Genomic DNA, 26,900 nt, shown 5'->3' with positions numbered 1-26,900 from the left:
CTTGCACGGACATGGCAAAAATGGCATCAGGATGGAGTGCGTGTTATCGAGCATGCTGCGTAATATGCTGTTATAACTACAGTACGGTTTGAACTCCCTCGAAATATCGTCCTGATTTTTTGCATGTGCAGGTGTCCGCAGCTAGTTTGTCGCTACATTGAAACCTGATGAGAGTGCATATGTTTAAGTGTCCAAACTGCGGAGCGTTCATTTCTATTAGTGACAAGTTGGCTATTAACCTTGATAAACACATAACATGTAAAAAGTGTTCACAAAAACTAAAACCGGTGAGGTTTTTTATATACGCACTTATTTTTGTTGCTCCTACCGTTATGTCTCTATTGCTAAACTACGGTGAATTCAATTCTTTGAGTGCCGCAGGGGGCACATTTGCGTTTTGTTTCTTGTTATTAGCATGCCAGCCATTACGGAAAATGTAGTTATAACCAACGGCTATGGCGCTAATAGTTAAATTCATGCTGTTTTTTCTTCCCATCTGACGCCATCCTACAGCATTGAGGATAACAACAATCTTGCGAACGCAGGCGATGATGGCTACTTTTTCGGTTTTCCTTCAGCCAGAAGTCGCTGATAGGTGCTCTTGAATACCGGGTTACACTGCATGGCCATATATGAAACGATCCTGACCTGAGCTTGGTCGTCTTGTATTTTTTGAGCGCCTTATATCGGCCACTTTCCCGGTTTATGGAAGGCCCCGCAGGCTTCCATCCCGATGATGGCCTGCGGGATATTGGCAACCTCGAGAGAACTTTCGATCGTGATATTGTTTTGTGGATCAACAGCTTGCCTTGGTGATCCTCACCGTGGATACTGAAGCTATGTTTGGCTAAATCAACGCCGTAGATAGATGGTGATAGGGTGGCCTCCAGCGATTTTGTAATCAGTCATACCAAGTGTGGCAAAGTCTGATGATGGGGAGTCCATGTCATTCGTTAGTTTTTGAGTCAAATCGTCGAATGTAAAAATTAGAACTGTTAAGTACAATCTTAGTTTGATACTTGCTGAAAAAGGGTCTCTTCGGGGCTTCTAATAGAACTATTCTTGTTAATATGTTCTTAGATTATTATGGAGGCTCCTAAATGACTAGCAAGAAAAGTAAAGCAACATTAAACCTTAGACGCATAAAGCAATATGGAGAAACGACGTTAGGAAAACTAACTATTGATGGTGTAGACAAAAGTTGGTTTGTTTTAGAGCCGGGAGGCCCTGACTCAGTAGTTGAGGGATCTGACAAAAGAATTTCAGCAGGTACATACAAAATGGAACCGTTTAGTGGTACCAAATATAAAAATGTGTATGAATTAAAAAATGTTCCAAGAAGAACTTATGTATTGATTCACGCTGGAAATTACCATGAAAATACGGAAGGTTGTCTTATGCCCGGTAAAAGTTGGGGGGTATTAAAAGATTCACATTATTATGTGAGTAATAGTAAGGTGGCTTTAAAAGAAATTTTTTCAGAGATCGGAAAGTTTAAAAGTGTTGAGATTAGGGTAACAAATCAACTGGAGAAATGATTTATGTTAAAAAGAATTGGAATTTTAGTTTTTCTAGTGTTTTCAACTTCTGTGATTGCATCTACTCCTCGTACAGAGATCAATCTTCAGTGGATGAAAAGTAATTATCCTAGAATCCAAGAGCAGTTGAGAGGTGGTGATTCAATATTAGTTGTACCTACAATAAATACTCTAGGTGAAATATGGCTTCACAGAGACGGTGCTGTTTCTGGAGAGGTATCTCCTTTGTTGTTAGTTGCTTTGACTCATCATACTCATGTTACATTGGCTGTGCTTTCATCAGAGCCCGATTCGTTTTTAAAGTGGTTAAATGAACTACAGGGAATAGTCTTTACGGACTTCAATGGGGGAGAAGTCGAACAATTATATCAAACTAAAGAAGATGTTGTTCGTGCTTTGAATTCATATATGAACTCAAGCCCTCAAACAATGCTGGCGCCTTATGGAAAGAACTTACTTGAAAGGCTCCAGGAAGTTTCAATCCGAAGCGTAGACTGATGTTTTATAAATAATTGAGTTCTAAATCATGGAATAAAAAGCTAACAAACGACTATGGCGTCAATAGTTAATTTCATGCCTTTATTTCCTATGATTCGTCAGTTTGCTAAAGGCTAGCCTAAACTCGCTCTAACATCAGCGATGGTGATGAAGAGTTTGTTCTCCGTATCTTGAAACGCTTGAAATCCATAGCGTTCATAGAAATGTTTTGCACCGTCTTTGGCGTCAACGATAACTACAGGGAACGCGACGCTGTCACTGGCAGCTAAAAGCTTTCCGAGCGCGTCGATAAGTAGCCACTCACCAAAGCCCCTCCTTTTGTATCGCTCATCGACAGCTAAGCGAGCAATAAGACCACCTGAAGTTGATGATTGGTGTTTCTTTTGTAACTTATCGGGCAATGCCTTTAAGTCAATTGGTGTCATTGTTAGTGAGTAAAAGCCGATGATATGCGAGTTGTCGTTATCATCTTCCAAAACGAAAGTTCTGGTGTTGTCTTTCTTTGCTTGCTGACTTGCCATTAATTTTAAGTAATTATTGAGCGCTTCGATGCCACAGTTGAAGCGATTTCTGTCGTGTTTAGCTTTATCCAGAAGTACCGTATTCATCATTGATTTTTGCTATCGTAGCGGTCAGAAGCGGCTTTTAGTTTTGAGTTCGGTGTTGCAGGACGATCTAAAGCTTCCATCAGCAACATAGCATCAGCTTGGCTCAGTTTTAGAGCTTGCTCACGTTCGATCACTTGCTTAGCTTTTTCAATTGCAGCATTTAGAACAAATGAGTTAATACTAGACATGCCGGCAATTGCGGCAGCTTTTGTAAGTAAATCTTGTGTATCGACATCAACTCTAGCGGTGATGCGAGGCAAAGTAGTAGCCATAATGTTATCTCCCGTCGTGTCAAAATGTCACATAGATATTATGGTCTTAAAGTGTGCAATAAGCAATCGTTGTGTCATTTTGGCACGCAAACTAACAAACGACTGTGGCTCCGCCAAAACACCTGAACACAACAGAGCCCGGCATCGAACGCGATGGGTGGCAGAACCAAGGCTTGCCCGGTGGCAAGCCTTGGTCGTGAATGGGGCTGGTTCTGAATTGCACGCGGATTGGACTAAGATGCCACCGCTTTTTTCTTTTTATCGTATTTCTGGGCATCGAGGCTGTGCTTGAATGCACGTAGTAGATCGACCGCCGAGAGCATACCGACCAGATCACCATTTTTGTCCAGCACCGGCAGGGCACCGACATTGTGCTCGAGCAAGATACCAACCGCCTTGGTTAGGGTTTCGTAAGTATGGACAGAGACCACATCGGTGATCATCACATCGCCCACGAGCAGGTCGTCGGTCAGCTGGTACTCATGGCCGATCTCCGGGGATTCATCGACCCAGCCCGGCCGCCGCAGCTCGCGATCACTGATGATCCCAATTAGTTTACCGTCTGGCGAGGTGACCGGTAAATGACGAATGGCTTCATCGCGCATCAGAAAGAAGGCTTCACGGAGTCCGGCTTGGGGCTCAATGGTGATGACTTTCCGTGTCATGTACTCAGAAACTTTTGTTGGCATGGACATCTTCCCTTGGTCAGAGTGAATTGATGTTGCCTGATTGAAGGTAACTAATTCGGCCTGGATGTACTGCGACCCGTTCCATATTTTTTAGCTTCACACGATATCAGATTGTGCACTTTTATCCCGCTCGCAATGTATTTTTGATATTGTGTGCCCCAAGTAGCCGGCGGCGTACTGTGTCGGGCCGGTGACGTTGAAAAGAATAAGGAGAAAACGTTGGATTCAGTGACTCAGGCCGCGTTAGGTGCAGCGGTAGCGGGCGTGGTAGCAGGCAGGCAATGTAGCCCGAAAGTCCTGCTGGCCGGGGCAGCTTTAGGCACACTCCCGGATTTGGATGTCTTGATCCGCTACGGGGATCCGGTGTCGGACATGGTGAAGCACCGCGGGTTCAGTCATTCACTACTGGTCTTACTGCCTTTTTCTTTGCTGCTGACCTGGCTGTGGCAAAAAATCAGACCGAGCCAGAATGGGCTGAGCTTTAACCGCCTTTGGCTGCTGATTGCCGGGTGTTTAATGACCCATCCTTTGCTGGATGCATTCACTGCCTATGGGACTCAATTGCTCTGGCCATTGCCGGTCAGCGTCGCCGTCTCCAGTATTTTCATTATTGATCCGCTCTATACCGTGCCGTTGGTGGTGATGGTGCTGGCCAGCCTGCTGTGGCGGCGAAAAATGGCAAAACTGTGCGGGATCGGTCTGGCAATCTCTGGCTGTTATTTGCTGTGGTCCGTGGTGGCGCTGAATATTGTCGAAAGCCGGGTCGAGCAACAGCTGGCGAATACGCCACTGGCAGAGCGACCTGTGTTTATCACCCCGACACCGGCCAATACTGTGCTGTGGCGGATTGTGGTGCTGGATGGCGAGACGTACTGGGAAGGGCTGACCTCGTTGCTGGACAGTGATCCGACGATAGACTTTATTGCCAAAGAGCGTGGTCAATGGCCGTGGGATGAAAAACCGAAGCACCTACAGATGCTGGAGCAGTTCACTCACCAGTTTGTGAAATATGAGCAGGACGGCGATGCGTTGCTGGCGACGGATTTGCGCCTTGGCATTGTCGATTACCTGCCGTTCCGGTTTGTGCTGGCCCACCAGACTGCCGAAGGCAGTTGGATGGCTGAGCATCCGGTGCAGCTGGAAAGCCCGAATGTGCGGCCGAAACATCTCCCGGCACTTTGGTTACGTTTGCTGGGGAACCAGGATATCAATGCGGACCTGTGCCATGTCAAAGAATGCCCGCTGCCGCCGTTGAAAAGCGGCGTATAACAATAATCTGTCGGAAGTCCACGGCCGTGGGCTTCCGAGTGTTGGCTGGTGTTGGCACTGTTGATTTGCCAATTGTGTTACATATTATTAGAAAAAACGTAAATGGATGCAGTTAAACTTGTAGCACATGTATTTACGCGTCATGCCATTTGTCAGCCCTTGTTCACATTTCCCCATCCAAGCCACATTTTGCTGCGATTCGTTGATATCTATCAATAGCCGTCCCCCCGATTTACTGGCAGTCTACCTCTAAAGTTTTAGTGATCCCGCGTTGGGATCGACGCTGATGATAGGGAGATGGCGAGTATGTTGTACCTGGAATTTTTATTCCTGCTTCTCGTGTTGTATGCCGGTAGCCGGTTTGGCGGTATCGGGTTAGGGGTCGTTTCTGGCCTGGGTCTGTTGATTGAAGTGTTTGTTTTTCGGATGCCGCCGACGTCGCCGCCGATCACAGTGATGCTGATTATTCTGGCGGTCGTGACCTGTGCGTCGATCCTGGAAGCCGCCGGTGGCCTGAAGTACATGTTGCAGGTTGCCGAGCGGATCCTACGCAGCAACCCGAAGCGAGTGACCTTCCTCGGTCCGCTGGTGACGTACACCATGACCTTCATGCTGGGTACTGGCCACGCGGTCTATTCCATTATGCCGATCATCGGTGATGTTGCGCTGAAGAACGGGATTCGGCCGGAGCGGCCGATGGCTGCCTCGTCTGTTGCATCCCAGTTAGCTATCACGGCCAGCCCGATTTCTGCCGCAGTGGTGTACTACCTGGCGCAGCTGACCGGGATCCAGAGTGATATTCACCTGCTGACCATCCTGATGGTCACCGTGCCATCGACGCTGATCGGTACTTTGTTGCTGTCGCTGTACAGCCTGCGCCGCGGTGCTGAGCTGAGCGAGGATCTGGAGTACCAACGCCGGCTGAGAGATCCACTATGGAAAGATAAAATCAAGCATACCACCGCGACTTCCCTGGATGAGCAACTGCCGGCCTCGGCCAAGCATGCGGTGCTGCTGTTTATCCTGGCCTTGGCTTCAATTGTGCTGGTGGCCATGGTGCCGGAGATTCGGACCATTGGTGATGATAAACCGATTAAAATGTCGGTGATCATTCAGATGATGATGCTGGCATTCGGCGGGTTGATCCTGCTGGTGACCCGCACCAATGTGCAGAAAGTTCCGGAAGGTGTGGTGTTTAAATCCGGGATGGTGGCCGCGATTGCGATTTTCGGGATTGCCTGGATGAGTGATACTTACTTCCAGTACGCGATGCCGTCGTTCAAGTCCGGGATCACGGAAATGGTGCAAAACTATCCGTGGACCTTCGCCCTGGCACTATTTATCGTGTCTGTGGTGGTGAACAGCCAGGCGGCGACGGCGCGGATGATGCTGCCGGTTGGTTTAGCGATGGGGCTGAATCCGGCGCTGCTGATTGGTCTGATGCCGGCCACCTATGGTTACTTCTTTATCCCGAATTATCCGTCGGACATTGCGACCTGTAATTTTGATGTGACCGGGACGACCAAGATCGGCAAGTGGTACTTTAACCACAGTTTCATGGCGCCGGGCCTGATTGGGGTGGTCTCCGCCTGTACGATTGGCTATACCATTGCCCAGATGATTGTTTGATCAAGTCCTGAAAGATCATTTCTTTAAAGCAAATGCCGGCACCTCATGCCGGCATTTTTACTCTTGCTCAGTCATCCGACTGGCGTTTATTCGGCTCCGTGACTTCTTCATAAGGCCAGTAGTGGTGGCCAATCCGGATGAGCAGGGTGGCAGCTGCCAGAATAAAGGCTGCGAGTGCAAGCCACACCACGTAGATCCCGTCAAGTTCTTTCATCCCCAGAGTGATATAACGGGCAATGGCCATGATGGCGATATAAATGGGGTAGCGAACCGGAATTTTGCCGTTGGTCACAAACTGTTGCACCATGGCTAATACTTCCAGGTAGATAAACATCAACAGGATATCCGTCAGCAAAATTTGCTTGTTGGTGTAAATGTGGATGAATTCGCCGATAATGGCGGCCAGGGTCGCCAGTGTGATGGCGACCAGTAAAGTCGCTTCCATGATGTGGAACAGTTTCAGAAACGGCCGGCTGAAGTTCTTGGGCAAATGTGAAGGCATGAACGGTCCTTGATCGGGGGCTTTTGGCCGCCATTATAGGCCGGGTTCTCTTTGTTGCACAGCGCTTCTGAGTCGCTGGGGCATTGTGCCCGAGCGGGCCGGGCACAGGGGGCATGCTTACCAGTCGACACCCTGGCGGGCTTTGACGCCGCTTTCAAAGGCGTGTTTGACGTTTCGCACTTCAGAGACGGTATCAGCCATCTCGATCAGGGTCCGATGCGCACCGCGGCCGGTGACCACCACAGACTGCATCGGCGGGCGGTTGGCAATCGCTTCGACCACTTCGTCCAGTTCAACATAGCCGTAGGTGACCATGTAGGTCAGCTCGTCGAGCAGCACGACATCATACTGATCGTCTGCCAGCATCTGTTTACATGCCGCCCAGGTTTCCTGAGCAGCCGCCGTGTCGGCTTCTTTATTCTGGGTTTCCCAGGTGAAACCGGTTGCCATCACGGCAAAGTCGACCCCGTTTTGCTCCAGCAGGTTCCGCTCACCGCAGGCCCAGGTGCCTTTGATGAACTGGCCGACGCCACATTTCTGGCCGTGTCCGACTGCCCGGGCGATGGTCCCGAAGCCGGAGGTCGATTTCCCTTTGCCATTGCCGGTGATGATCAGAAACAAGCCTTTCTCTTCCTGTGCGGCATCGACACGGGCGTCGACTTCTGCTTTGATTTTTTGCTGGCGCGCTTTATAGCGTTCGTCTTTCTGGGGTTGATCAGCCATAGGAGATCCTTTATCTGTTGAGTGTGATGTCGTCACCGGGGAGCCGGTGTCCGGCTTAAATGAGTGCCAGCAGCACCAGGTAGCCGGTCAGCTCTGATATCTGTTGGGCGGCACCGAGGCAATCCCCGGTGTAGCCACCGAGTTGGCGGACAAACCACCGACCGCATCCCCAGCGGATCAGCGCGATGGCGGTCATCAGGGCCAGCGCGGACGTCAGGGGTAAAAGGAGTAATATAATCAATCCGGTGACGATTAAAACCCACAAATCCTGTTGGCTTTGCTGATTAGCCAGTGGTTTGACCTTACTTTGCGCATCAGCCCGGACATACGGGTAGGAGAAGATCAGGCTGGCAGCGCAAATGCGGCTGAGGGTATGCATCACCAGCAAAGCCAGGGCCGGGAGGTAATTGCTGCTCTCGGCCAGGGTGCTGAGCGTGAGCCATTTCAGTCCCAGCATCATGATGAGCGCCGCTGCGCCGTAGGTTCCCAACCGCGAGTCTTTCATAATCGTCAGCTTTTGCGCCGGTGTCCAGCCACCGCCAAAGCCATCAAATACATCAGCAAGGCCGTCTTCGTGAAATGCGCCGGTCAGCAACAGGCTGGCAATCATTGTCAGCCCTACCGCGATTGGTGGCGGAAAGGCCAATTGGGCGACCAGATAGATAGCCGCCGTAATCCCGCCGACAATGATGCCGACCACACCGAAATAGCGATTGGCCTGATTGAGCCGCTCAGGCGAGTAGGGGGTGCTCGCCGGGATCGGGATACGGGTAAAAAACGCCAGCGCGACCAGAAAGATCTGCCATTGCCGCCGAAGCGGGTGGCTGTCTTTGCGATCCGCGGTCTGGGCTGGTGATTCAGCCTGCTGCGGCTGTGTTGTATTGCTCACACGGTTACTCCGGCTTCACTGAAGCTCGCCATGTTGTTATAGAACTCACAGGCAGCGCGGATCAAAGGCAGGGCCAGCGCCGCGCCTGTGCCTTCACCCAGGCGCAGTCCGAGATTGAGCAGCGGCTTGGCTTCCAGGTGCTCAAGCATACGCTGGTGTCCGGACTCTTCTGAGCAGTGGCAGAACAGGAAGTAATGTCTGGCGGCCGAGTACATGGTGGTCGCGATCAGGGCGGCAGCAGTGGCAATAAAGCCATCGACCAGGACGGTCATCCGCAGCTCGGCCGCTTTGAGCATTCCCCCGGCGATCTGGGCAATCTCGAATCCGCCGAGACAGGCCAGAATACTGAGCGGATCCTCCAGCTTGGCCTGATGTACGGCCAGCGCCCGGGTGATCAGAGCCAGTTTGTGCTCAAATTGTTCGTCCGAGATCCCGGTGCCGCGGCCGACACAGTCTGTGGCCGGTAAATCGAGCAGGGCTGCCATCAGTGCGGCGGCGCTGCTGGTGTTGCCAATTCCCATCTCGCCAAAGCCAACCAGGTTGCTCCCTTGCTGGTGGACCCGGGCGACCGCTTCCGCGCCATACATCAGGCCCTGAAAGGCAGTATCACGGGACATCGCCGGTTGCCGGGTAAAGTCCGCAGTGCCTGCGCCAAGGCGTTGCTTTAGCAACTGCGGGTGATCGGCCGGCTCCAGTTTGGTTCCGGCATCAATGACCTGAATCGTCATGTCGCTGGTGCGGCAGAAACAGTTCACGGCTGCACCGCCGGCGAGAAAGTTCATCACCATTTGGGTGGTCACTTCGCTGGGGGCGATACTCACCCCATGCTGGGCGATGCCATGATCGCCGGCAAAGACCAGTAAATGCGGCTGGGAGATGGTCAGATGATCCGCCTGTTGGATCAGGGCCAGTTGCGCAGCGAGATCTTCAAGCTTGCCGAGGGCGCCTAAGGGTTTAGTTTTATTGTTGATCTTATCCTGGATTTGCGAAAGTGATTCAGTTTCCGGCGCGGCGATGGTGAACATGGTGGCCTTTCTCCCTGTCTGTGGCAATCGCACGGGCCTTAGTGGTAGCCGTGCGTTGAGCAAGATGAGCTGGAATTTTGCGTCAGCCCACCCAGGAAGGCAATGAGAACCCGATAAAATTCACCTTAGCGGCGCTTCTCTGCGCTGGCGGGCCATTGTTTTTTTACCGCCAGTGGGCGGGTATAGTGATGGCTGACCGGCGTAAATTGTTCAGTGCCGAATACGTTTTATACCAATCAAAGTAAGTAAGTGATCAAAAATAGCGCAGGAAAAATGTTTGAGAGCAAGGCAGAATTTTTAGATAAGTAGTGATTCTACAATCAAAAATTCTAACGCAGTTATCGAGCATTTTAACAATGCTAGGATGACCCCTTATTTACTGCGATTGGTATTAAAAGAAGAGGAAAGGATATGGCGAACAAGATCAAGAAGGTACTCATCGTCTGCATGGGCAACATCTGCCGCTCACCGACCGCAGAAGCTGTGCTACGGACCAAGGCGGCGCAGGCCGGCGTCACACTTGAAATTGACTCGGCGGGGACCATTGGTTATCACCAGGGCAACCCGCCGGATGAGCGCTCCCGGGCAGCTGGCGAGGCGAGGGGGTACAGTTTTGCCGGGATCCGCGCACGCCAGGTGGTCGCTGAGGATTTCGAGCGCTTTGATTATATTCTGGCTGCCGATCAGGCCAACCTGCGGGATTTAATCGCTCAGTGTCCGGCGCACTATCAGCAGAAGCTGGCGCTGTTTATGAGCTACTCGTCCGCGTCGGTGACGGAAATTCCGGATCCTTACTACGGTGGTGCTCAGGGGTTTGAAACCGTTCTGGATCTGATTGAAGAGGCCAGTGAGCAGTTCTTAACCCACCTGAGCCGCTGATGGCCAGATAGCACAACGCCCGCAAGAGCGGGCGTTGGAGATGGGGGCGGAGGTTGGGATTAACCGCCCAGGGTATCCGTCGCCACTTTGTAGCTTGGATCTTCCATCACGTTCACTTCCACCAGGTTGCCGGCTTTTTTCAGCAATGAGCGGCATTCCGCGCTCAGGTGGCGGATATGCAGGGTTTTGCCCTGGTTGGCATAACGCTCGGCAATGGTATCAATGGCTTCAATCGCCGAGTGATCCGCCACGCGCGAGTTGGCAAAATCGATAATGATGTCGCTCGGGTCGTTGTTGGCATCAAACAGCTCCAGGAAGTGAGAGACGGAGCCGAAGAATAGCGGGCCGTTCACTTCATATACTTTTGAGCCATGCTCGTTGATGTGGCTGGTGGCAAAGATATGTTTGGCATGATCCCAGGCAAAGACCAAGGCTGAGTAGATCACACCGACAATCACGGCCAGGGCCAGATCCGCCGCAACGGTGACACTGGTGACCAGGATAATGGCAAAGAAGTCATGTTTCGGCACTTTACGGGCCATCTTGAAGCTCGCCCACTCAAAGGTGCCAATCACCACCATGAACATCACCCCGACCAGAGCTGCCAGCGGGATCATTTCAATCAGGGATGAACCGAACAGAATGAACAGCAGCAGACCTACGGCACCGGTGATCCCTGACAGTCGACCACGACCGCCGGAGTTAATGTTGATCATCGACTGGCCAATCATGGCACAACCACCCATGGCGCCAAAGACGGAGCAGGTGACGTTCGCCATGCCCTGGCCGACACACTCACGGTTGCCCTGGCCACGGGTACCGGTCATTTCATCAATTACCGTTAGGGTCAGCAGGGACTCGATCAGGCCGACGGCTGCCAAGACAACAGAGTACGGCAGGATGATCTGGAGCGTTTCCATGTTGAAACCAACCTCCGGCAGGGCAAAGGTTGGCAGTGAGCCCGCCAGGGTCGCAGACGCATCGCCACTCATACCGCGAACGAAATCAATCACGGTACGCGATTCCAGATCCAGACCGTGGACCAGCGCGGTGACGGTGATAATGGCAACCAGCGAGGACGGGACAGCTTTGGTCAGTTTTGGCAGGAAGTGAATAATCGCCATGGTCAGAGCAACCAGGCCCAGCATGATGTATAGCTGTGTGCCTTGCATCCACTGCATGACGCCACTGGCATCCGGGATTTTGAACTGGCCCAGTTGCGCGAGGAAGATGACAATCGCCAAACCATTAACAAAACCGATCATGACCGGGTGCGGCACCATACGGATGAATTTACCCAGCTTGAAGACCCCGGCCAGGATTTGCAATACCCCGGCCAGCATCACAGCGGCAAACAGATATTGGATGCCATGCTCTGCCACCAGACTGACCATGACAACGGCCATGGCACCTGTTGCACCGGAGATCATTCCCGGACGGCCGCCGATCACGGCTGTGACCAAGCCGACGATGAAGGCGGCATACAGGCCAACCATGGGATCAACACCGGCGACGAAGGCGAATGCCACCGCTTCGGGCACCAGGGCCAGGGCGACGGTTAGCCCTGAAAGGACGTCATTTTTGACGGATTGACGCGAAAATTGTGGGAATTCAAACATTTTATTCAGTTTTGTTGAGGTTCGGTTATAAAAAGAGCACTTGAAAGATGCGAATGCTACAGAAATATGTGATTTAGTTCAACTTTCAGGCGCCATTACAGCACAATATTCGCCGTATGTGTAAGAAACTTTGATGTCGATTAGGCTAACCATGGAAAACAGACAGTTTTATTTCACTTAACATCAGACGAAAAAAAGCCATGCATGATGCATGGCTTTTTAGCGCGTCGGTGTGTCTTAGTTCATTGACGGCTTGGTCATCGGCGCAGCCGCAACATTGGTTGCAGTCTGGCTGCCGGCCTGACGTGTCGCTGCGCGCTCTTCACGCATCGGCGCGATGGCAACAAGCGGCATTTCCACGCTGGCTTCCGGTGCCGGTGCTTTGGTCATCGGTGATACGGAATGCTTACCTCTTGGCGAGGTCGCGGTCACACGGATGGCCTGGCTGTCAGCGGATTGTGCAATCGCTGCGGCAACGGGTGCTTTTTCGGTCTGCGGCTCTGTAGCTTCAGGCTTGGTTTCAGCTTCGGCTTGTACCGCTTCAGCCTTGATTTCCTCTGCCTGCACTGGCGCGGCAGGAGCCTCTGCAACGGCTTCCGTGGCGACAACCGCTTCTGCTTCCGGTGCTGACACTGCTTCAACGGTTTCAGCTGGGGCTGGAGCTTCAACAACAGGTGCTTCAACTTCAGCGCTGGCTTCGGTCGCACGCTGCGGGAACACTTTGCCCATCGCCAGTTCCGGCATCGCCACGCCACTCAGGGTCGGTGCTGCGCTTGCTTCAACTGGTGGCTCAGCCTGCGGCGCCGGTGCTGCTTCAGTTACGGTTTCAGTTTCTGCAACGGCTTCAACCGCTGGCTTCTGAGCCGGAACCCAGACTTTACCCATTGCCAGCTCCGGCGAGGCAACGCCTGAAGCCAGACGCGGCGCTTTTGGTTTCTCGACGACGGAAACAACGTTTTCCAGATCGCTCAGCGTATCCGTTACTTCTTCTACGGCATGGCCGACTGCTTCGGTGACTGCGTTATCAACGCTGTCCGCTTTTTCCGGACGGGTGTCACGGATACGACGGCGACGCTGGCCGCTGGCGCGCAGATGACGTGGTGAGCGACGGTTGCGGCGCTGGCCGTTTTCCTGCTCGCCGTTCTCGGCTGATTGCTCAGTTGCTTCGCCCTCAACAGCTTTCGCCTGGGCTTCTTTGGCAACCGCGGTCCCCAGCTCCTGCAGCGGAGAAGGTTGCTGCGTTTCAGTCACAGATTCAGTGGCTTCCACTTCCTCCAGAATGCGGACTTTCTTCTGTAGCTGGCGGCGCTGGCGACGTTGTTTCACCTTGGTCGCTTTTTCCTGCTCTTGCTTCTGCGCTGATTGTTCTTCTACAGCCGGCGCTTCTACTTTGGCTTGCTCAGTTTCCTGGCGGCGCTGTTTCTTCTGAGCGCGGATCTCTTCGCGTCGAGACTGATGCTTCTGCTCTTTGGCTTCTTCATCACGCTGTGGACGCTGTGGCTTTGCAGCTTTCTCGACCTGTTGACGATCCTGCTTTGGCTTATCGCTGCGACGGCGTTGCTGACGCTCACCGCTACGGGTATCACGCTCAGTTTCCTGGCGCTTGCGATCCTGGCGGCCCTCATCTTTGCCACGACGGCTGTCTTTGCCCTGGCGCTTATCCTGGCGTTCGCCACGACGGCTGTCCTGGCGTTCGTTGCGGCGGCGGCTGTCCTGGCGCTCGCCACGACGACCGTTGCCGTTATGTTTGGCTCCGGTCTCTTTCGCTTCAGCCTTCGGGGTCTCCGGGGTGCCCGCGAACAGGCTGGTCAGAGCGCTGAAGATACGGCTGAACAAGCCAGGTTTTTCGGCTGGCTGTGGCGCAACTTCCGGCGCTTTTTTCTTCGGTGGCTCCGCTGGGGCTGAGAAACCTTGCAGAACCGGCTCTTCGCGTTTCTTGACAATACGCTCTTGCTGCGGCTCAGACTCTGCCTCTTTCAGGGCTTCCAGGGCACGAGGTAGGTGATAAGACAGGGTATCCTGCTCGTCACCGGAGCGGACACGGACCACTTCAAAGTGTGGGGTATCCATCTCGGCATTTGGCACGATAATCGCGCGGACACCGTGAGACTTCTCGATGTGCTGGACTGAGCGGCGTTTTTCATTGAGCAGGTAGGAGGCAATGGCCACTGGCACAATGGCCAGTACCTGCGAGGTGTTGTCTTTCAGCGCTTCTTCTTCGATCAGGCGGAGAATTGACAGCGACAGCGATTCACTGTCACGGATCACCCCGGTACCGCTACAACGCGGACATACGTGGTGGCTGGCTTCAGCCAGTGACGGGCTGAGGCGCTGACGTGACATTTCCAGTAGACCAAAGCGGGAAATGCGGCCAATCTGAACTCGGGCACGGTCCATACGGACCGCTTCACGCAGACGGTTTTCCACTTCACGCTGGTGACGTACCGGCGTCATATCGATGAAATCGATCACCACCAAGCCACCCAGGTCACGCAGACGCAGCTGGCGGGCGATCTCGTCGGCCGCTTCCAGGTTGGTTTGCAGGGCCGTTTCCTCGATATCACCGCCTTTCGTAGCACGGGCGGAGTTGATATCAATCGATGTCAGGGCTTCGGTCGGATCGATTACAATGGAGCCACCTGATGGCAGGCGAACTTCACGCTGGAAGGCTGATTCGATCTGATTTTCGATTTGGTAATGGTTGAACAGCGGGGTGTCGCTGTGATCATACAGCTTCACACGGCTCAGGAAGTCCGGGCGAACCTGTTGGATGTGATCGCGGGCGCGGTCGTAAATCTTCTTGCTGTCGATCACAATCTCGCCGATGTCACGACGCAGGTAGTCACGGATTGCACGGGCAATGACGTTACTTTCCTGGTGGATCAGGAATGGTGCCGGCGCTGACTCTGCGGCAACTTTGACGCGCTCCCAGTGGTTGAGCAGGTAGTTCAGATCGTATTCCAGATCCTCACCAGATTTACCAACCCCGGCTGTGCGCACAATCAGACCCATGCCTTGCGGCAGCTCCAGCGTGCTTAGTGCAGCCTTGAGCTGAGTCCGCTCTTCCCCTTCGATACGGCGGGAGATCCCACCGGCACGCGGGTTATTCGGCATCAGGACCAGGTAGCTACCAGCGAGCGAGATAAAGGTGGTCAGGGCTGCGCCTTTGTTCCCACGCTCTTCTTTGTCAACCTGAACGATCACTTCCTGGCCTTCCTTCAGCACTTCCTTAATGTTAGGTCGGCCTTGGTAACTGTAATTGGCAGGGAAATAATCGCGGGCAACTTCTTTGAGCGGCAGGAATCCGTGGCGCTCAGCACCGTAATCAACGAACGCGGCTTCCAGACTTGGTTCGATACGGGTAATACGGCCTTTGTAGATATTTGCTTTCTTAGATTCGTGGCCAGGGCTTTCGATATCAAGATCGAAGAGCTTCTGCCCATCAACTAATGCGACGCGCAACTCTTCCTTCTGAGTTGCGTTAATCAACATTCTCTTCATTATTTTGTACTCGTTTTTGTCGTTGTGCTAGCGACCCGATTAGCGAGTTCGTACCGGTGGTGCCTGACTCCAAGTCTGTTCGTTAATGCAGCCTCACGGCTGGAATTCAGGAGTGCTATCTGGCTACACGTATTGTCCAGCGGTATTCAAGATGATTAGATCAGAAAATATACAGCTGTCATCACCGATTTACGCGGCGGTATCTTTTACACCGGTAAAAAATCTATAATCGAGCACGCTAAAAAACAGTCCGGAGAGCATCACGTCTTACGCCATTTGCTGCGCTTTGTCGCCGAGCTGTATGAATGATAGTCAGTTAGGTGATATTCTGTTCACCATGTTACAGAAGTAGGCACTTTATCCCACTCCTGCAGGCAATCATAGCAGGGTGACTTTTTTGCGGCAATCTGCTTTGCATGCATGTTAGAATGAAACCTATGAAAGATGATAAACCAAAAGTGCAATTCATCGAGATCACTGATGACTTTGCAGGCCAACGGATCGATAATTTTCTCCGGACCCGGCTGAAAAATGTACCAAAAAGTATGATTTACCGCATTTTGCGCAAAGGTGAAGTACGAGTAAATAAAAAACGAATAAAACCTGAGTACAAACTGAACGATGGTGATGTCGTTCGGGTGCCGCCGGTGAAGTTGCCGGAGCGTGATGCACAGGCGCCGGTCAGCACCAATCTCAACAAGGTGGCTGAGCTGGAAGACTGCATTATCTATGAAGATGATCAGATGCTGATCCTCAACAAGCCTTCGGGCACGGCAGTGCATGGCGGCAGCGGGCTGAAGTTCGGTGCGATTGAAGCCCTGCGGGCTTTGCGCCCCGATGCGCGTTTCCTGGAGCTGGTGCACCGCATTGACCGCGATACGTCCGGCATTTTGCTGGTGGCGAAAAAGCGCTCGGCACTGCGCCATTTGCAGGCTCAGTTCCGCAGCAAGACGGTGGAGAAGTACTATTTCGCTTTAGTCATGGGGGAGTGGAAGGCCAGCTGTAAGAAGGTGACGGCGCCGCTGCTCAAGAACGAAGTGAACAGTATTGTCCGGGTCAACCCGAACGGGAAAGCTTCGGATACCCGCTTCAAGGTGATTGAGCGTCTGGAGCAGGCAACGCTGGTCCAGGCCAGCCCGGTAACCGGACGGACACACCAGATCCGGGTCCATTGCCAGTATACCGGCCATCCGATCGCCTGGGATGATCGCTATGGCGATCCGCGTTTTGACGCGTATACGAAAAAAACGGGTCTCAATCGATTGTTCCTTCATGCGGCCAATATTAAGTTCCGTCACCCGAAAACAGAGGAAGTGATGGAAGTGAATGCGCCGATGGAGCCGATGCTGGTTCGGGCGATTGAGCAACTGCGCAAGAAGTCGGTCCGACAAGCATCATAACTGAACCGGACAGCCGATTGGATGAAAGGCGAACCTGAGTGGGTTCGCCTTTTTCGATGGTTCTGTCCCTTCGTGATACGGCAGCTTTAGAGAATAGCAATGCCTTCGCGTGACAGCATCTCGCGCAGGGCAATCAGCGGCAGGCCGACCAGGGTGTTGGGATCGCGCCCTTCGAGGCGATCAAACAGCGCAATGCCGAGTCCTTCACTTTTAAAGCTGCCGGCACAGTTGAGCGGTTGTTCCAACGCCACGTAGTTGCGGATCTCCGTTTCCGTGAGTTGACGGAAGTGAACATGGAACGGCTCGCATACAACTTGGCTGTTGCCGGTTTTGGCATTGTGTAGACACAGGCCGGTATAGAAGGTGACGGTCTGGCCACTGGCGGCCTGAAGTTGGTGAACGGCATTCTCCAAGGTATGCGGTTTGCCGAGGATCTGGCCTGCAATCACGCAGACCTGATCGGAGCCGATGATCAGGTGCTCGCCATACTGGCCGGCACAGGCTTCGGCTTTGGCCTGCGCCAGGCGCTTCACCAGTTGCTCGGCAGTTTCACCGGGGAGGGCGCTTTCATCAATATCCGGGCTGGCGGTCTCAAACGGGTAGTGCAGCTTTTCCAGCAGGGATTTGCGAAATGGTGAAGTGGAGGCCAGCAGTATAGGTTGGGTCATAGGGTTAGACTCGTCTGGTCAAAATGAACAACAATGCCCGCTAGTCTAGCGTGCAATCAGGTGCCAGGCTATGGCCGCGCAAAAGCGGTGAGACCGGTAAATTGGCACCATACTAAAAAGGTGACTGACGGCACCCGGAATGGTGAGGAATTCATCTGAATTTGGTTGTTATTTGCTCGTTTGGGTGTCGTGAGCCAACCTGTTACGACTCAAGCAGATAGCAACCGACAGGGGGGAAGTGACCCGGTGCAGGGAGTGCTATCAGGCCGGGAGCTGGCGAATTGGCCAAAAGCTGTTAATTCGCGCACATTTCCTTTGACTCAAACTGATTAGAAGGCTAATATTCGCGCCCTATGCAAAAGGTAAAATTGCCGCTAACGGTTGACCCGGTCCGCGCTGCTCAGAAAAAACTCGACTATGATGGCATCATCAAAGCCGAGTCGCTTGAGCGTCTGGCTGAGTCTACCCAGAGCGTAATACGTGATGCAAACGTCACCTTATCATTTGACTTTGACCAACGTCATTTGGCATTTATGCGCGGCCGTGCAGATGTCGAAGTGATGCTGACCTGTCAGCGATGCCAGGAAGGGTTCAATCACGAATACAGTGTTGAATTCTGTTATAGTCCGCTCCTCAAGCCTGAGGAAGTTGATGAGTTTCCGGAAGCTTATGAGCCGGCTGACGTCGACGAAAATGGTGAGATTAACCTGATTCAAATTGTTGAAGATGAGTTGATTTTGGAATTACCACAAGTCGCTATGCATGATGAAGCTGACTGCAAGGCCAGCGGAAACATGACTTTTGGTGAAATCCCCGTTGCTGATGAGCGTCCGAATCCGTTTGCAGTATTGAAAAATTTAAGTAAGTAATTTAACAGGAGTAGGGTTAATGGCCGTACAAAAGAGCAAAAAATCACGTGCAGCACGTGGTATGCGTCGTTCTCACGATGCACTGACAACTGCAGCTGTATCTGTAGATTCTGCAAGTGGTGAAACTCACCTGCGTCACCACGTGACAGCTGACGGTTTCTACCGTGGCCGCAAGGTTATCAACAAATAAGGTTGAGCCTTGAGTGGTCTAACCGTTGCACTTGATGCAATGGGCGGGGATTTCGGTCCTCAAGTAACAGTGCCTGCCTCCGTGCAGGCACTGTTGCAATACCCATCGCTCAACGTGATTTTATTTGGTGATCAGCAAGCGATCACTGAGCAGCTATCCCTTCTCAATCAGCTCAAGCATCCCCGTCTTCGCATTGTTCATTGTGACCATGTGATTGCCAATGATACCCGGCCGTCTCAGGCATTACGCCGAAGCCAGGGATCGTCGATGCGCATGGCCCTGGAAGCGGTTGCCGCCGGGCAGGCCGATGCCTGTGTCAGTGCGGGCAACACCGGTGCCCTGATGGCGTTATCGCGCTTTACCCTCAAGCTGCTGCCGGGTGTTGACCGACCAGCCCTGGTTGCTGCGATCCCGACCAATACCGACCATAAAACCTGGCTGCTGGATCTTGGCGCCAATGTATCCTGTGACGCCGATACCCTGTTTCAGTTCGCGGTGATGGGAGCGGTTTTGGCCGAGCAGGACCTCGCGGATAAGCCTAGAGTGGCTCTGCTCAATATCGGCGAGGAAGAGATCAAAGGCAACGATCTGGTCAAGCGCTGCGCGGAGCTGCTATGCGAGTCCCCCGAGATTGATTACATCGGCTATCTTGAAGGTAACGAGCTTTATTCTGGTCGTGCAGATGTCATTGTGTGCGATGGTTTTGTCGGCAACGTCAGCCTGAAAACCAGCGAAGGGGTCGCCAACCTGTTTATTGATAGCATCAAAAATGCAATCACCCGGAACCCGATAAAGCGTTTGGTGGCTAAATGGTTGTTTAATGACCTATTCATCAGCCTCAAACGATTGAACCCCGACCAGTACAATGGCGCAAGTCTGTTAGGATTGCGCGGTATTGTGGTCAAAAGCCATGGAAGTGCTGATATTGCCGCTTTTTCAAATGCGATTGGCGAAGCGGTACACGAGGTCAAACGGCAAATACCGACAAAAATCAGTGACCGTTTGGAAGCAGTCTTACTCGAGAGGCATTATTAGTCTTCATGTATAGCAAAATTTTAGGTACCGGCAGCTACCTGCCAGCTCAAGTACGTTCTAATGCCGACTTAGAACAGATGGTTGATACATCCGACGAATGGATTGTCGCGCGGACGGGTATTCGCGAGCGCCGTATCGCCGCTGTTGACGAAACTGTCGCGGTCATGGGTTATCAGGCTTCTTTAAACGCCATCGATATGGCGGGCATTGATAAAGAAGACATCGACCTGATCATTGTGGCAACCACCAGTGCCAGCCATGCGTTTCCGTCTGCGGCCTGCCAGGTGCAGGGCATGCTGGACATCAAAGGTTGCCCGGCGTTTGATATCGCCGCAGCATGTTCCGGCTTTATTTACGCCCTGAGTATTGCTGATCAGCATATTAAAACCGGCATGGCCAAGAATGTTCTGGTGATCGGCTCAGATGCGCTGTCTCACAAGTGTGATCCCGATGATCGCTCAACCATTATCCTGTTTGGTGACGGTGCCGGTGCTGTTGTGGTTGGTGCCAGCGAAGAGCAGGGGATCATCTCGACCCACCTGCATGCCGATGGTCATTTTGGTGGCCTGTTGAGCCTGGCGGTGCCAGAGCACGGCCAGACCTTCAGCGACGACAAATGGCTGTATATGGCCGGTAACGAAGTGTTCAAAGTGGCGGTGACTCAGCTGTCTAACCTGGTCAAAGACACGCTGGCTGCGAATAATATGGATAAATCCGAGCTGGATTGGCTGGTACCGCACCAGGCCAACCTGCGAATTATCTCGGCGACAGCGAAGAAGCTGTCGATGTCGATGGATCAGGTGGTGGTGACGCTGGATCGCCACGGCAATACCTCGGCGGCAACGGTCCCGACGGCGCTGGATGAAGCGGTTCGCGACGGCCGGATTCAACGTGGCCAGACTCTGCTGCTGGAAGCGTTTGGCGGCGGCTTTACCTGGGGCTCGGCGCTGGTGAAATTCTGATCCGGCAGTGTGCCTGACTGGATTCGATAAAGTTTAGGAAGGGATGTGTCGTAATCGGCAATCCGGATTGGATTGCTGTTTTCGTGTAACACATCTCTTGTCAATATACTGAAAAATCAGTACGTAAGAATAAGGATTCTCGAATGTCTAAGTTCGCGATTGTTTTCCCGGGCCAGGGCTCGCAAGCCGTTGGTATGCTGGCTGAGCTGGCTGCACAGTATGATGTTGTGCAAGAGACGTTTGCCGAAGCGTCTGAAGTGTTGGGTTATGATCTGTGGGCGCTGGTTCAGAACGGACCGGCGGAAGCACTGAACGAAACGCACCGCACCCAGCCGGCATTGCTGACAGCTTCCGTGGCTATCTGGCGCGTATGGCAACAGCAGGGTGGCGAGCAGCCAACCGTGCTGGCGGGCCATAGCCTGGGTGAGTACTCGGCACTGGTCTGCGCCGGTGTGATGGATTTCAAAGACGCGGTGAAACTGGTTGAGCTGCGTGGGCAGTTGATGCAAGAAGCGGTGCCTGCAGGTGTGGGCGCGATGTCAGCCATTATTGGTCTGGACAACGATGCCATTGCCAAAGCCTGTGAAGAAGCGGCCCAAGGCCAGGTTTGTTCTCCGGTGAACTTTAATTCCCCGGGCCAGGTGGTGATTGCGGGAAATAAAGAAGCGGTTGAGCGTGCTAACGTCCTGTGTAAAGAAGCGGGTGCAAAACGTGCGATGCCGCTGCCGGTTTCAGTGCCTTCCCACTGTGCACTGATGAAACCTGCAGCCGAAAAACTGGCTGTCGCGCTGGAAGCCGTAGCATTCAATACGCCGGCAATCCCGGTGATCAACAATGCTGATGTGGCGGTTGAAACGGATCCGGCGGCGATCAAGCAAGCGCTGGTGAAACAACTGTACGGTCCGGTCCGCTGGACGGAGTCTGTTGAGCGCATGGCTGCCGAAGGCATCGAGACCTTGCTGGAAATGGGGCCAGGTAAAGTACTGACTGGTCTGACAAAACGAATTAATCGCGCACTTGGCGGTGCGGCAGTGAACGATCCAGCCAGCCTGGACGCCGCCAAGTAAGATGGATGTCTGCCTTCGGTCTGCGTTTCAGGCTGAGCGACTGTGTTGTGACAGTGAGCAAGCGGCAGACATCAGACTCCCTATAAAAGAGGAATAACAATGAGCCTTGAAGGTAAAATTGCGCTGGTTACCGGTGCAAGCCGTGGTATCGGTCGTGCGATCGCAGAAACTCTGGTTGAGCGCGGCGCAACCGTGATCGGCACTGCAACCTCTGACAGTGGCGCAGAAGCCATTAGCGCCTACCTCGGCGACAACGGTCAAGGGATGGCACTGAACGTCACGTCTCCTGAATCGATCGAAACGCTCCTGAAAGCGATCAAAGAGCAGTTTGGCGATATCGATATTTTGGTAAACAATGCCGGGATCACTCGCGATAACCTGCTGATGCGGATGAAAGATGACGAGTGGCAGGACATTCTGGACACCAACCTGACTTCTGTCTTCCGCCTGTCGAAAGCTGTGCTGCGTCCAATGATGAAAAAGCGTAGTGGCCGTATCATCAGCATCGGCTCTGTCGTGGGAATTATGGGCAACGCCGGTCAGACCAACTATGCAGCCGCAAAAGCCGGCCTGGTTGGCTTTACCAAGTCGATGGCACGCGAAGTTGCTGCGCGCGGGATCACAGTTAATGCGGTTGCACCTGGTTTTATTGAAACTGATATGACCAAAGCGCTGAATGATGACCAGCGTGCTGCTACACTTGCCAATGTTCCAGCCGGTCGCCTGGGTGATCCGCGTGAAATTGCAGCAGCAGTTGCCTTCCTGGCGTCTGACGATGCGGGTTATGTAACCGGTGAGACACTGCACGTTAACGGCGGCATGTACATGATTTAAACAAAAAAGTTGCATAACTTGATGATGCAGGTCAAACTCGTCCTGTTTTCACAGAAATTCGTGGTTTGACCAGCGTGTTGAGTATTGCAACTTTGGCCGTAATGAATAAACTACAGCAAATCGCATTAGCGAATTCTTGTTTTAAGGAAATAGATTAATGAGCAACATCGAAGAACGCGTAAAAAAAATCATCGTTGAGCAACTAGGCGTAGACGAAGCAGAAGTGAAGAACGAAGCCTCTTTCGTTGACGATCTGGGTGCTGACTCTCTGGATACAGTTGAACTGGTAATGGCTCTGGAAGAAGAATTCGATACTGAGATTCCTGACGAAGAAGCTGAAAAAATTACGACAGTTCAAGCGGCAATCGACTACGTTGTTGGCGCATCTGAGTAATTAAAGAACTCCCTCCAGGCGGTCACCATGACCGCCTGATTTAATTTCGAAACCCTGTTTTATCCTCAATTCCCGGAGAAATAAATCGTGTCTAAGCGTCGCGTAGTTGTTACTGGCATGGGTATGCTATCACCGGTTGGTAATTCTGTTGAATCTTCATGGAAAGCCCTTCTGGCCGGCACTAGTGGTATTAGCAACATTGAGCATTTTGATGCGAGCGCATTTGCAACCCGTTTTGCTGGTTTGGTCAAAGACTTTAATTGTGAAGAGTACATGTCCAAAAAAGATGCTCGCAAAATGGACTTGTTTATTCAATACGGTATCGCAGCAGGCGTACAGGCGTTAAAAGACTCTGGTATTGAAGTAACTGAAGAAAACGCTCCACGTATCGGTGTAGCGATCGGCTCTGGTATTGGTGGTCTGGGTCTGATTGAAACCAACCATCAAGCCCTGTTGGAGAAAGGACCGCGCAAAATCAGCCCGTTCTTTGTTCCATCAACAATTGTCAACATGATCGCCGGCCACATGTCTATCATGTACGGTCTGCGCGGTCCGAACATCGCCATCTCTACGGCATGTACAACTGGCCTTCATAACATTGGCCATGCTGCACGTATGATTGCGTATGGTGATGCAGATGCCATGCTGGCTGGTGGTGCAGAAAAAGCATCAACCCCGCTGGGCATGGGTGGTTTTGCGGCGGCGAAAGCGCTGTCGACGCGTAATGAAGATCCACAAGCGGCGTCTCGCCCATGGGATAAAGATCGCGACGGTTTCGTGCTGGGCGACGGTGCCGGCATGATGATGCTGGAAGAGTACGAGCATGCCAAGGCACGTGGCGCGAAAATCTATGCTGAGCTGGTTGGCTTTGGCATGAGCGGCGATGCGTACCACATGACGTCTCCAAGTGAAGACGGCTCAGGCGGCGCGCTGGCCATGGAAGCGGCGATCCGCGATGCGGGGATCAATGCTGATCAAATTGGCTACGTGAATGCGCACGGTACCTCGACGCCAGCTGGCGACGTGGCGGAAACCCTGGGGATTAAACGTGCCCTGGGTGCGGCAGCGGATAAAGTGCTGGTTTCTTCAACCAAGTCAATGACTGGCCACCTGCTGGGTGCTGCCGGTTCGGTAGAAGCCATTATTACTGCCATGACCCTGGTTGATCAGGCGGTTCCGCCAACGATTAACCTGGAGAATCCTGATGAAGGCTGTGATCTGGATTACGTACCAGGTGAAGCGCGTCAGGCGAACCTGGAGTACGCCCTGTGTAACTCCTTCGGTTTCGGTGGCACCAACGGCTCGTTGCTATTTAAGAAAATCTAACGAGAACCTGTTATGATGACACGGCCCGGTGCAATGCACCGGGCCGTTTTTTTATCTGGAGGCTGGGATGATTCTGATCAACGGGGTAGAGACGGACACGGTAACGGTGGCTGATCGGGCATTGCAGTATGGGGACGGCTGCTTTACCACCATTCTCGTTGAACAGGGCCAGCCAAGGTTATGGCCGTTACATTTACAGCGGTTGCAAAATACGCTGGCGGCGCTTCGGATCGCAGCACCGGACTGGCAGGCCCTGGCCGAGCAGGTTCATCTGCTCGCGGCAGCCTTTCCGGACAAAGGCGGGGTGAAAGTGCTGATCAGCCGGGGTGCGGGCGGGCGGGGCTACAGTCCCGCCGGTTGCCTCGTCACCCAGGTGATTGTCTCTGATTTCGCCTGGCCGGCGCAGTATCTGCAGTGGCAGCAGCACGGCATCGCTTTGGGGGTCTGTCGGCAGCGGTTGTCGATCAGCCCGATGTTGGCAGGATTGAAACATCTCAACCGGCTGGAGCAGGTGTTGCTGAAACAGGAAGCGCAAGCGCAGGGCTGGCTCGATGCGGTGGTGCTGGATGCCGAGGGTTATGTGGCTGAGACGATCGCCTCGAACCTGTTCTGGCGGCAGGGCCAGACTGTCTTTACCCCAGCCCTGGAGAGCTGTGGTGTGCATGGGGTGATGCGGGCGCATGTGCTGTCGTTGCTTGAGCAGAGCCCGTATTGTATAGAATTTGTCAAAACACCCCTGAATGAGTTGCTTTGCGCCGATGAAGTCTTTATTACTAATGCCGTGATGGCGTTAGTGCCGGTGAATGAAATTGAAGGAAACACGTTCACGCAGCAGACGCTGTTGCACGAACTGAAAGAGAGGTTGTACGCGTGCTAAAAAAATTGCTGATCGTCATCTTATTGGCTGTGTTGGCGGTTGCTGGTGGATTGGGTTGGTCGTATCAGCAGGTGACGTCTTCGCTTGAGCTGTCGGTGCAGACGCCGGAAAATGTGCTGTTGACGGTGAAACCGGGCACATCATTTCGTGGCCTGCTCAATCAGCTTGATCAGGAAAAAATCGTTCCGGCCTCGCGCTGGACCCGCTGGGTGCCAAGGCTGGAGCCTCAGTTGACTAAGCTGAAATCCGGGACCTATCAAGTGACGCCTGAGATGACCTTGCGGGATGTCCTGATGCTGGTGGTGTCGGGCCGGGAGCACCAGTTTGCAATCACCCTGCTTGAAGGCGATCGCTTTGTCGACTGGCGGGCGCAGCTCAAGGAAGCACCTTATGTAGTGCATGCCACCCAAGCGATGACGGAGGCTGAAATTGCCGCTGAGATTGGCGCGGACGTCGAGAAACTCGAAGGATATTTATTGCCGGAGACGTATCACTATACGGCCGGGACAACCGATCTTGAATTGTTGCGGCGGGCATACCGTCAGATGACCAGTTTGCTGGCAGAGGCATGGGAAGCGCGCGATGAGACGATTCCGCTGAAAAGCCCTTATGAAGCCCTGATCATGGCCTCGATTATTGAAAAGGAAACAGCCGTCGATCATGAGCGGAGCATGGTGTCTTCGGTCTTTATGAACCGCCTGAACAAGGGGATGCGGCTGCAGACAGATCCAACCGTGATTTACGGGATGGGGGAGAAATATGACGGTAATATTCGTAAGCGTGATCTGCGTACGCCGACCCCGTACAACACCTATACCATTTCCGGCCTGCCACCGACGCCGATTGCGATGCCGAGCCAGGCTTCTGTGTTGGCAGCGGTTAATCCGCAGGAAAGCAATTATTACTACTTTGTGGCAGATGGTCAGGGCGGCCATCAATTTTCGACGACACTGCGGGAGCACAACCGCGCGGTGCGCGCCTATCTGAGAACATTAAAGCAGAACAAATGACTGGTAAATTTATTGTAATTGAAGGACTTGAGGGAGCCGGGAAGAGTACGGCAATCAACCTGGTGGCCAAGATCCTGGCGGAGCACGGGATCGCAGAGCCGCAACTGACCCGGGAGCCGGGCGGCACGCCGTTGGCCGAGCAGATGCGGATCCTGGTGAAACAGGGGCACCCGGATGAGCCACTGACGGATATGGCTGAGTTGCTGCTGCTATATGCTGCCCGGAGCCAGTTGGTGGAGAATGTGATCAAACCGGCGCTGGCGCAAGGGCGTTGGGTGGTCGGCGATCGTCATGATATGTCGTCACAGGCGTATCAGGGCGGTGGCCGCGGCTTTGATCCGGCCGTGATGGAAAACCTGCGTGATACGGTACTGGGCGATTTCCGCCCCGACCTGACCTTGTATATGGATATTGATCCGGTGCTGGGGCTGGAGCGTGCGCGGGGCCGAGGTGAGCTCGATCGCATTGAGCAAATGGATATTGATTTCTTCCATCGTACCCGGGCCCGATTCCTGGCATTGGCCGAGCAGGATCCGAGTGTGGTGATGATTGATGCCAGCCAGTCACTGGCGGCGGTGTCAGCTGAGATCACTCAAGCGCTCAATACCTGGCTGGAGCAGCAGTAAC

Annotated in this window: 27 protein-coding genes and 1 pseudogene; 17 read left to right on the top strand and 11 right to left on the bottom strand. The window is 53.1% G+C overall.

The annotated features are described in order from the left end of the window. Positions 1-474: 474 nt before the first annotated feature. Positions 475-704: pseudogene (locus NNL38_RS10655) on the bottom strand (IS110 family transposase); the annotation flags it as partial. A 396-nt stretch (positions 705-1,100) separates the two neighbouring features. Here NNL38_RS10655 and NNL38_RS10650 point away from each other — a divergent pair. Both NNL38_RS10650 and NNL38_RS10645 read left to right on the top strand, forming a co-directional pair. Next, positions 1,101-1,538 (top strand): DUF5675 family protein, encoded by a 438-nt coding sequence (locus NNL38_RS10650; protein WP_255388018.1) that lies wholly within the window; start codon positions 1,101-1,103, stop codon positions 1,536-1,538. A gap of 3 nt (positions 1,539-1,541) precedes the next feature. After that, a complete protein-coding gene (locus NNL38_RS10645; RefSeq protein ID WP_255388017.1) occupies positions 1,542-2,036 on the top strand; it encodes a hypothetical protein in 495 nt (164 codons plus the stop codon). A 113-nt stretch (positions 2,037-2,149) separates the two neighbouring features. On the opposite strand, the gene NNL38_RS10640 is transcribed toward NNL38_RS10645, so the two are convergent. The 3 genes from NNL38_RS10640 to NNL38_RS10630 all read right to left on the bottom strand — a co-directional run bounded on the left by NNL38_RS10640 (position 2,150) and on the right by NNL38_RS10630 (position 3,605). Further along, a complete protein-coding gene (locus NNL38_RS10640) occupies positions 2,150-2,647 on the bottom strand; it encodes a GNAT family N-acetyltransferase (protein ID WP_255388016.1) in 498 nt (165 codons plus the stop codon). Continuing rightward, positions 2,644-2,916, bottom strand: a complete 273-nt coding sequence (locus tag NNL38_RS10635) for a type II toxin-antitoxin system TacA family antitoxin (protein WP_255388015.1) — start codon at positions 2,914-2,916, stop codon at positions 2,644-2,646. The genes NNL38_RS10640 and NNL38_RS10635 overlap by 4 nt, the downstream gene beginning before the upstream one ends. Positions 2,917-3,149: 233 nt before the next feature. After that, on the bottom strand, positions 3,150-3,605 hold the full coding sequence (locus NNL38_RS10630; protein ID WP_255388014.1) for a CBS domain-containing protein: 456 nt from the start codon (positions 3,603-3,605) through the stop codon (positions 3,150-3,152). 219 nt (positions 3,606-3,824) lie between these two features. Here NNL38_RS10630 and NNL38_RS10625 point away from each other — a divergent pair, with 219 nt between their 5' ends. Both NNL38_RS10625 and NNL38_RS10620 read left to right on the top strand, forming a co-directional pair. After that, complete coding sequence (locus tag NNL38_RS10625; protein WP_255388013.1) at positions 3,825-4,874, top strand: metal-dependent hydrolase; 1,050 nt, start codon at positions 3,825-3,827, stop codon at positions 4,872-4,874. A 306-nt stretch (positions 4,875-5,180) separates the two neighbouring features. Next, a complete protein-coding gene (locus tag NNL38_RS10620) occupies positions 5,181-6,503 on the top strand; it encodes an anaerobic C4-dicarboxylate transporter (protein WP_255390620.1) in 1,323 nt (440 codons plus the stop codon). Positions 6,504-6,570: 67 nt separating this feature from the next. Here NNL38_RS10620 and NNL38_RS10615 read toward each other — a convergent pair whose 3' ends face one another. The 4 genes from NNL38_RS10615 to cobT form a co-directional block, all read right to left on the bottom strand. Next, complete coding sequence (locus tag NNL38_RS10615; protein ID WP_255388012.1) at positions 6,571-7,005, bottom strand: phosphate-starvation-inducible protein PsiE; 435 nt, start codon at positions 7,003-7,005, stop codon at positions 6,571-6,573. Positions 7,006-7,122: 117 nt separating this feature from the next. After that, positions 7,123-7,728 carry a cob(I)yrinic acid a,c-diamide adenosyltransferase gene (gene cobO / locus NNL38_RS10610; protein WP_255388011.1) on the bottom strand — a complete coding sequence of 202 codons (606 nt, stop codon included), beginning with the start codon at positions 7,726-7,728 and terminating at the stop codon, positions 7,123-7,125. 55 nt (positions 7,729-7,783) lie between these two features. Beyond that, positions 7,784-8,617, bottom strand: coding sequence for an adenosylcobinamide-GDP ribazoletransferase (locus tag NNL38_RS10605; protein ID WP_255388010.1), 834 nt, complete (start codon positions 8,615-8,617; stop codon positions 7,784-7,786). Continuing rightward, entirely contained in the window at positions 8,614-9,642 is a 1,029-nt protein-coding gene (gene cobT / locus NNL38_RS10600; RefSeq protein WP_255388009.1) for a nicotinate-nucleotide--dimethylbenzimidazole phosphoribosyltransferase, read from the bottom strand. The genes NNL38_RS10605 and cobT overlap by 4 nt, the downstream gene beginning before the upstream one ends. 423 nt (positions 9,643-10,065) lie before the next feature. On the opposite strand from cobT, the gene NNL38_RS10595 reads away from it, so the two are divergent. Further along, entirely contained in the window at positions 10,066-10,521 is a 456-nt protein-coding gene (locus NNL38_RS10595) for a low molecular weight protein-tyrosine-phosphatase (protein ID WP_255390619.1), read from the top strand. Positions 10,522-10,580: 59 nt separating this feature from the next. On the opposite strand, the gene NNL38_RS10590 is transcribed toward NNL38_RS10595, so the two are convergent. Together NNL38_RS10590 and rne are read right to left on the bottom strand one after the other, a co-directional pair. Further along, positions 10,581-12,140: a SulP family inorganic anion transporter gene (locus NNL38_RS10590; RefSeq protein ID WP_255388008.1), complete on the bottom strand. Its 1,560-nt coding sequence runs from the start codon at positions 12,138-12,140 to the stop codon at positions 10,581-10,583. 237 nt (positions 12,141-12,377) lie between these two features. Beyond that, positions 12,378-15,641 carry a ribonuclease E gene (gene rne, locus NNL38_RS10585; protein WP_255388007.1) on the bottom strand — a complete coding sequence of 1,088 codons (3,264 nt, stop codon included), beginning with the start codon at positions 15,639-15,641 and terminating at the stop codon, positions 12,378-12,380. Between the two features lie 437 nt (positions 15,642-16,078). On the opposite strand from rne, the gene rluC reads away from it, so the two are divergent. Next, the gene (rluC, locus tag NNL38_RS10580; protein ID WP_255388006.1) at positions 16,079-17,041 is read left to right on the top strand and encodes a 23S rRNA pseudouridine(955/2504/2580) synthase RluC; all 963 of its coding nucleotides are present in this window, start codon (positions 16,079-16,081) and stop codon (positions 17,039-17,041) included. Positions 17,042-17,127: 86 nt separating this feature from the next. Here the strand turns inward: rluC and NNL38_RS10575 are convergent, their stop codons facing one another. Next, positions 17,128-17,709, bottom strand: coding sequence for a Maf family protein (locus NNL38_RS10575; protein WP_255388005.1), 582 nt, complete (start codon positions 17,707-17,709; stop codon positions 17,128-17,130). A gap of 353 nt (positions 17,710-18,062) precedes the next feature. On the opposite strand from NNL38_RS10575, the gene yceD reads away from it, so the two are divergent. The 11 genes from yceD to tmk all read left to right on the top strand — a co-directional run bounded on the left by yceD (position 18,063) and on the right by tmk (position 26,899). Continuing rightward, on the top strand, positions 18,063-18,578 hold the full coding sequence (yceD, locus tag NNL38_RS10570) for a 23S rRNA accumulation protein YceD (protein WP_255388004.1): 516 nt from the start codon (positions 18,063-18,065) through the stop codon (positions 18,576-18,578). A gap of 19 nt (positions 18,579-18,597) precedes the next feature. Continuing rightward, positions 18,598-18,768: a 50S ribosomal protein L32 gene (rpmF, locus tag NNL38_RS10565; protein ID WP_006231206.1), complete on the top strand. Its 171-nt coding sequence runs from the start codon at positions 18,598-18,600 to the stop codon at positions 18,766-18,768. A 9-nt stretch (positions 18,769-18,777) separates the two neighbouring features. Further along, positions 18,778-19,803: a phosphate acyltransferase PlsX gene (plsX, locus tag NNL38_RS10560; RefSeq protein WP_255388003.1), complete on the top strand. Its 1,026-nt coding sequence runs from the start codon at positions 18,778-18,780 to the stop codon at positions 19,801-19,803. Between the two features lie 5 nt (positions 19,804-19,808). Then, positions 19,809-20,765 carry a beta-ketoacyl-ACP synthase III gene (locus NNL38_RS10555; RefSeq protein ID WP_255388002.1) on the top strand — a complete coding sequence of 319 codons (957 nt, stop codon included), beginning with the start codon at positions 19,809-19,811 and terminating at the stop codon, positions 20,763-20,765. Positions 20,766-20,908: 143 nt separating this feature from the next. After that, positions 20,909-21,832, top strand: coding sequence for an ACP S-malonyltransferase (gene fabD, locus NNL38_RS10550; protein ID WP_255388001.1), 924 nt, complete (start codon positions 20,909-20,911; stop codon positions 21,830-21,832). Positions 21,833-21,931: 99 nt separating this feature from the next. Beyond that, the gene (fabG, locus tag NNL38_RS10545) at positions 21,932-22,666 is read left to right on the top strand and encodes a 3-oxoacyl-ACP reductase FabG (RefSeq protein ID WP_255388000.1); all 735 of its coding nucleotides are present in this window, start codon (positions 21,932-21,934) and stop codon (positions 22,664-22,666) included. A gap of 157 nt (positions 22,667-22,823) precedes the next feature. Continuing rightward, positions 22,824-23,060, top strand: a complete 237-nt coding sequence (gene acpP / locus NNL38_RS10540; protein ID WP_007467184.1) for an acyl carrier protein — start codon at positions 22,824-22,826, stop codon at positions 23,058-23,060. An 87-nt stretch (positions 23,061-23,147) separates the two neighbouring features. Beyond that, positions 23,148-24,386, top strand: a complete 1,239-nt coding sequence (fabF, locus tag NNL38_RS10535; RefSeq protein WP_255387999.1) for a beta-ketoacyl-ACP synthase II — start codon at positions 23,148-23,150, stop codon at positions 24,384-24,386. Between the two features lie 67 nt (positions 24,387-24,453). Continuing rightward, on the top strand, positions 24,454-25,263 hold the full coding sequence (gene pabC, locus NNL38_RS10530) for an aminodeoxychorismate lyase (protein WP_255387998.1): 810 nt from the start codon (positions 24,454-24,456) through the stop codon (positions 25,261-25,263). Continuing rightward, on the top strand, positions 25,257-26,273 hold the full coding sequence (mltG, locus tag NNL38_RS10525; RefSeq protein ID WP_255387997.1) for an endolytic transglycosylase MltG: 1,017 nt from the start codon (positions 25,257-25,259) through the stop codon (positions 26,271-26,273). The genes pabC and mltG overlap by 7 nt, the downstream gene beginning before the upstream one ends. Continuing rightward, positions 26,270-26,899 (top strand): dTMP kinase, encoded by a 630-nt coding sequence (tmk, locus tag NNL38_RS10520; protein ID WP_255387996.1) that lies wholly within the window; start codon positions 26,270-26,272, stop codon positions 26,897-26,899. The genes mltG and tmk overlap by 4 nt, the downstream gene beginning before the upstream one ends. The last annotated feature ends 1 nt before the right edge of the window (position 26,900 follow it).

Origin of the sequence: Photobacterium atrarenae (assembly GCF_024380015.1) — a bacterium.
Lineage (GTDB): Bacteria > Pseudomonadota > Gammaproteobacteria > Enterobacterales > Vibrionaceae > Photobacterium > Photobacterium atrarenae.
Note: the sequence above shows the minus strand (reverse complement) of the source record. Positions and strands in the feature narration are given on the sequence as shown.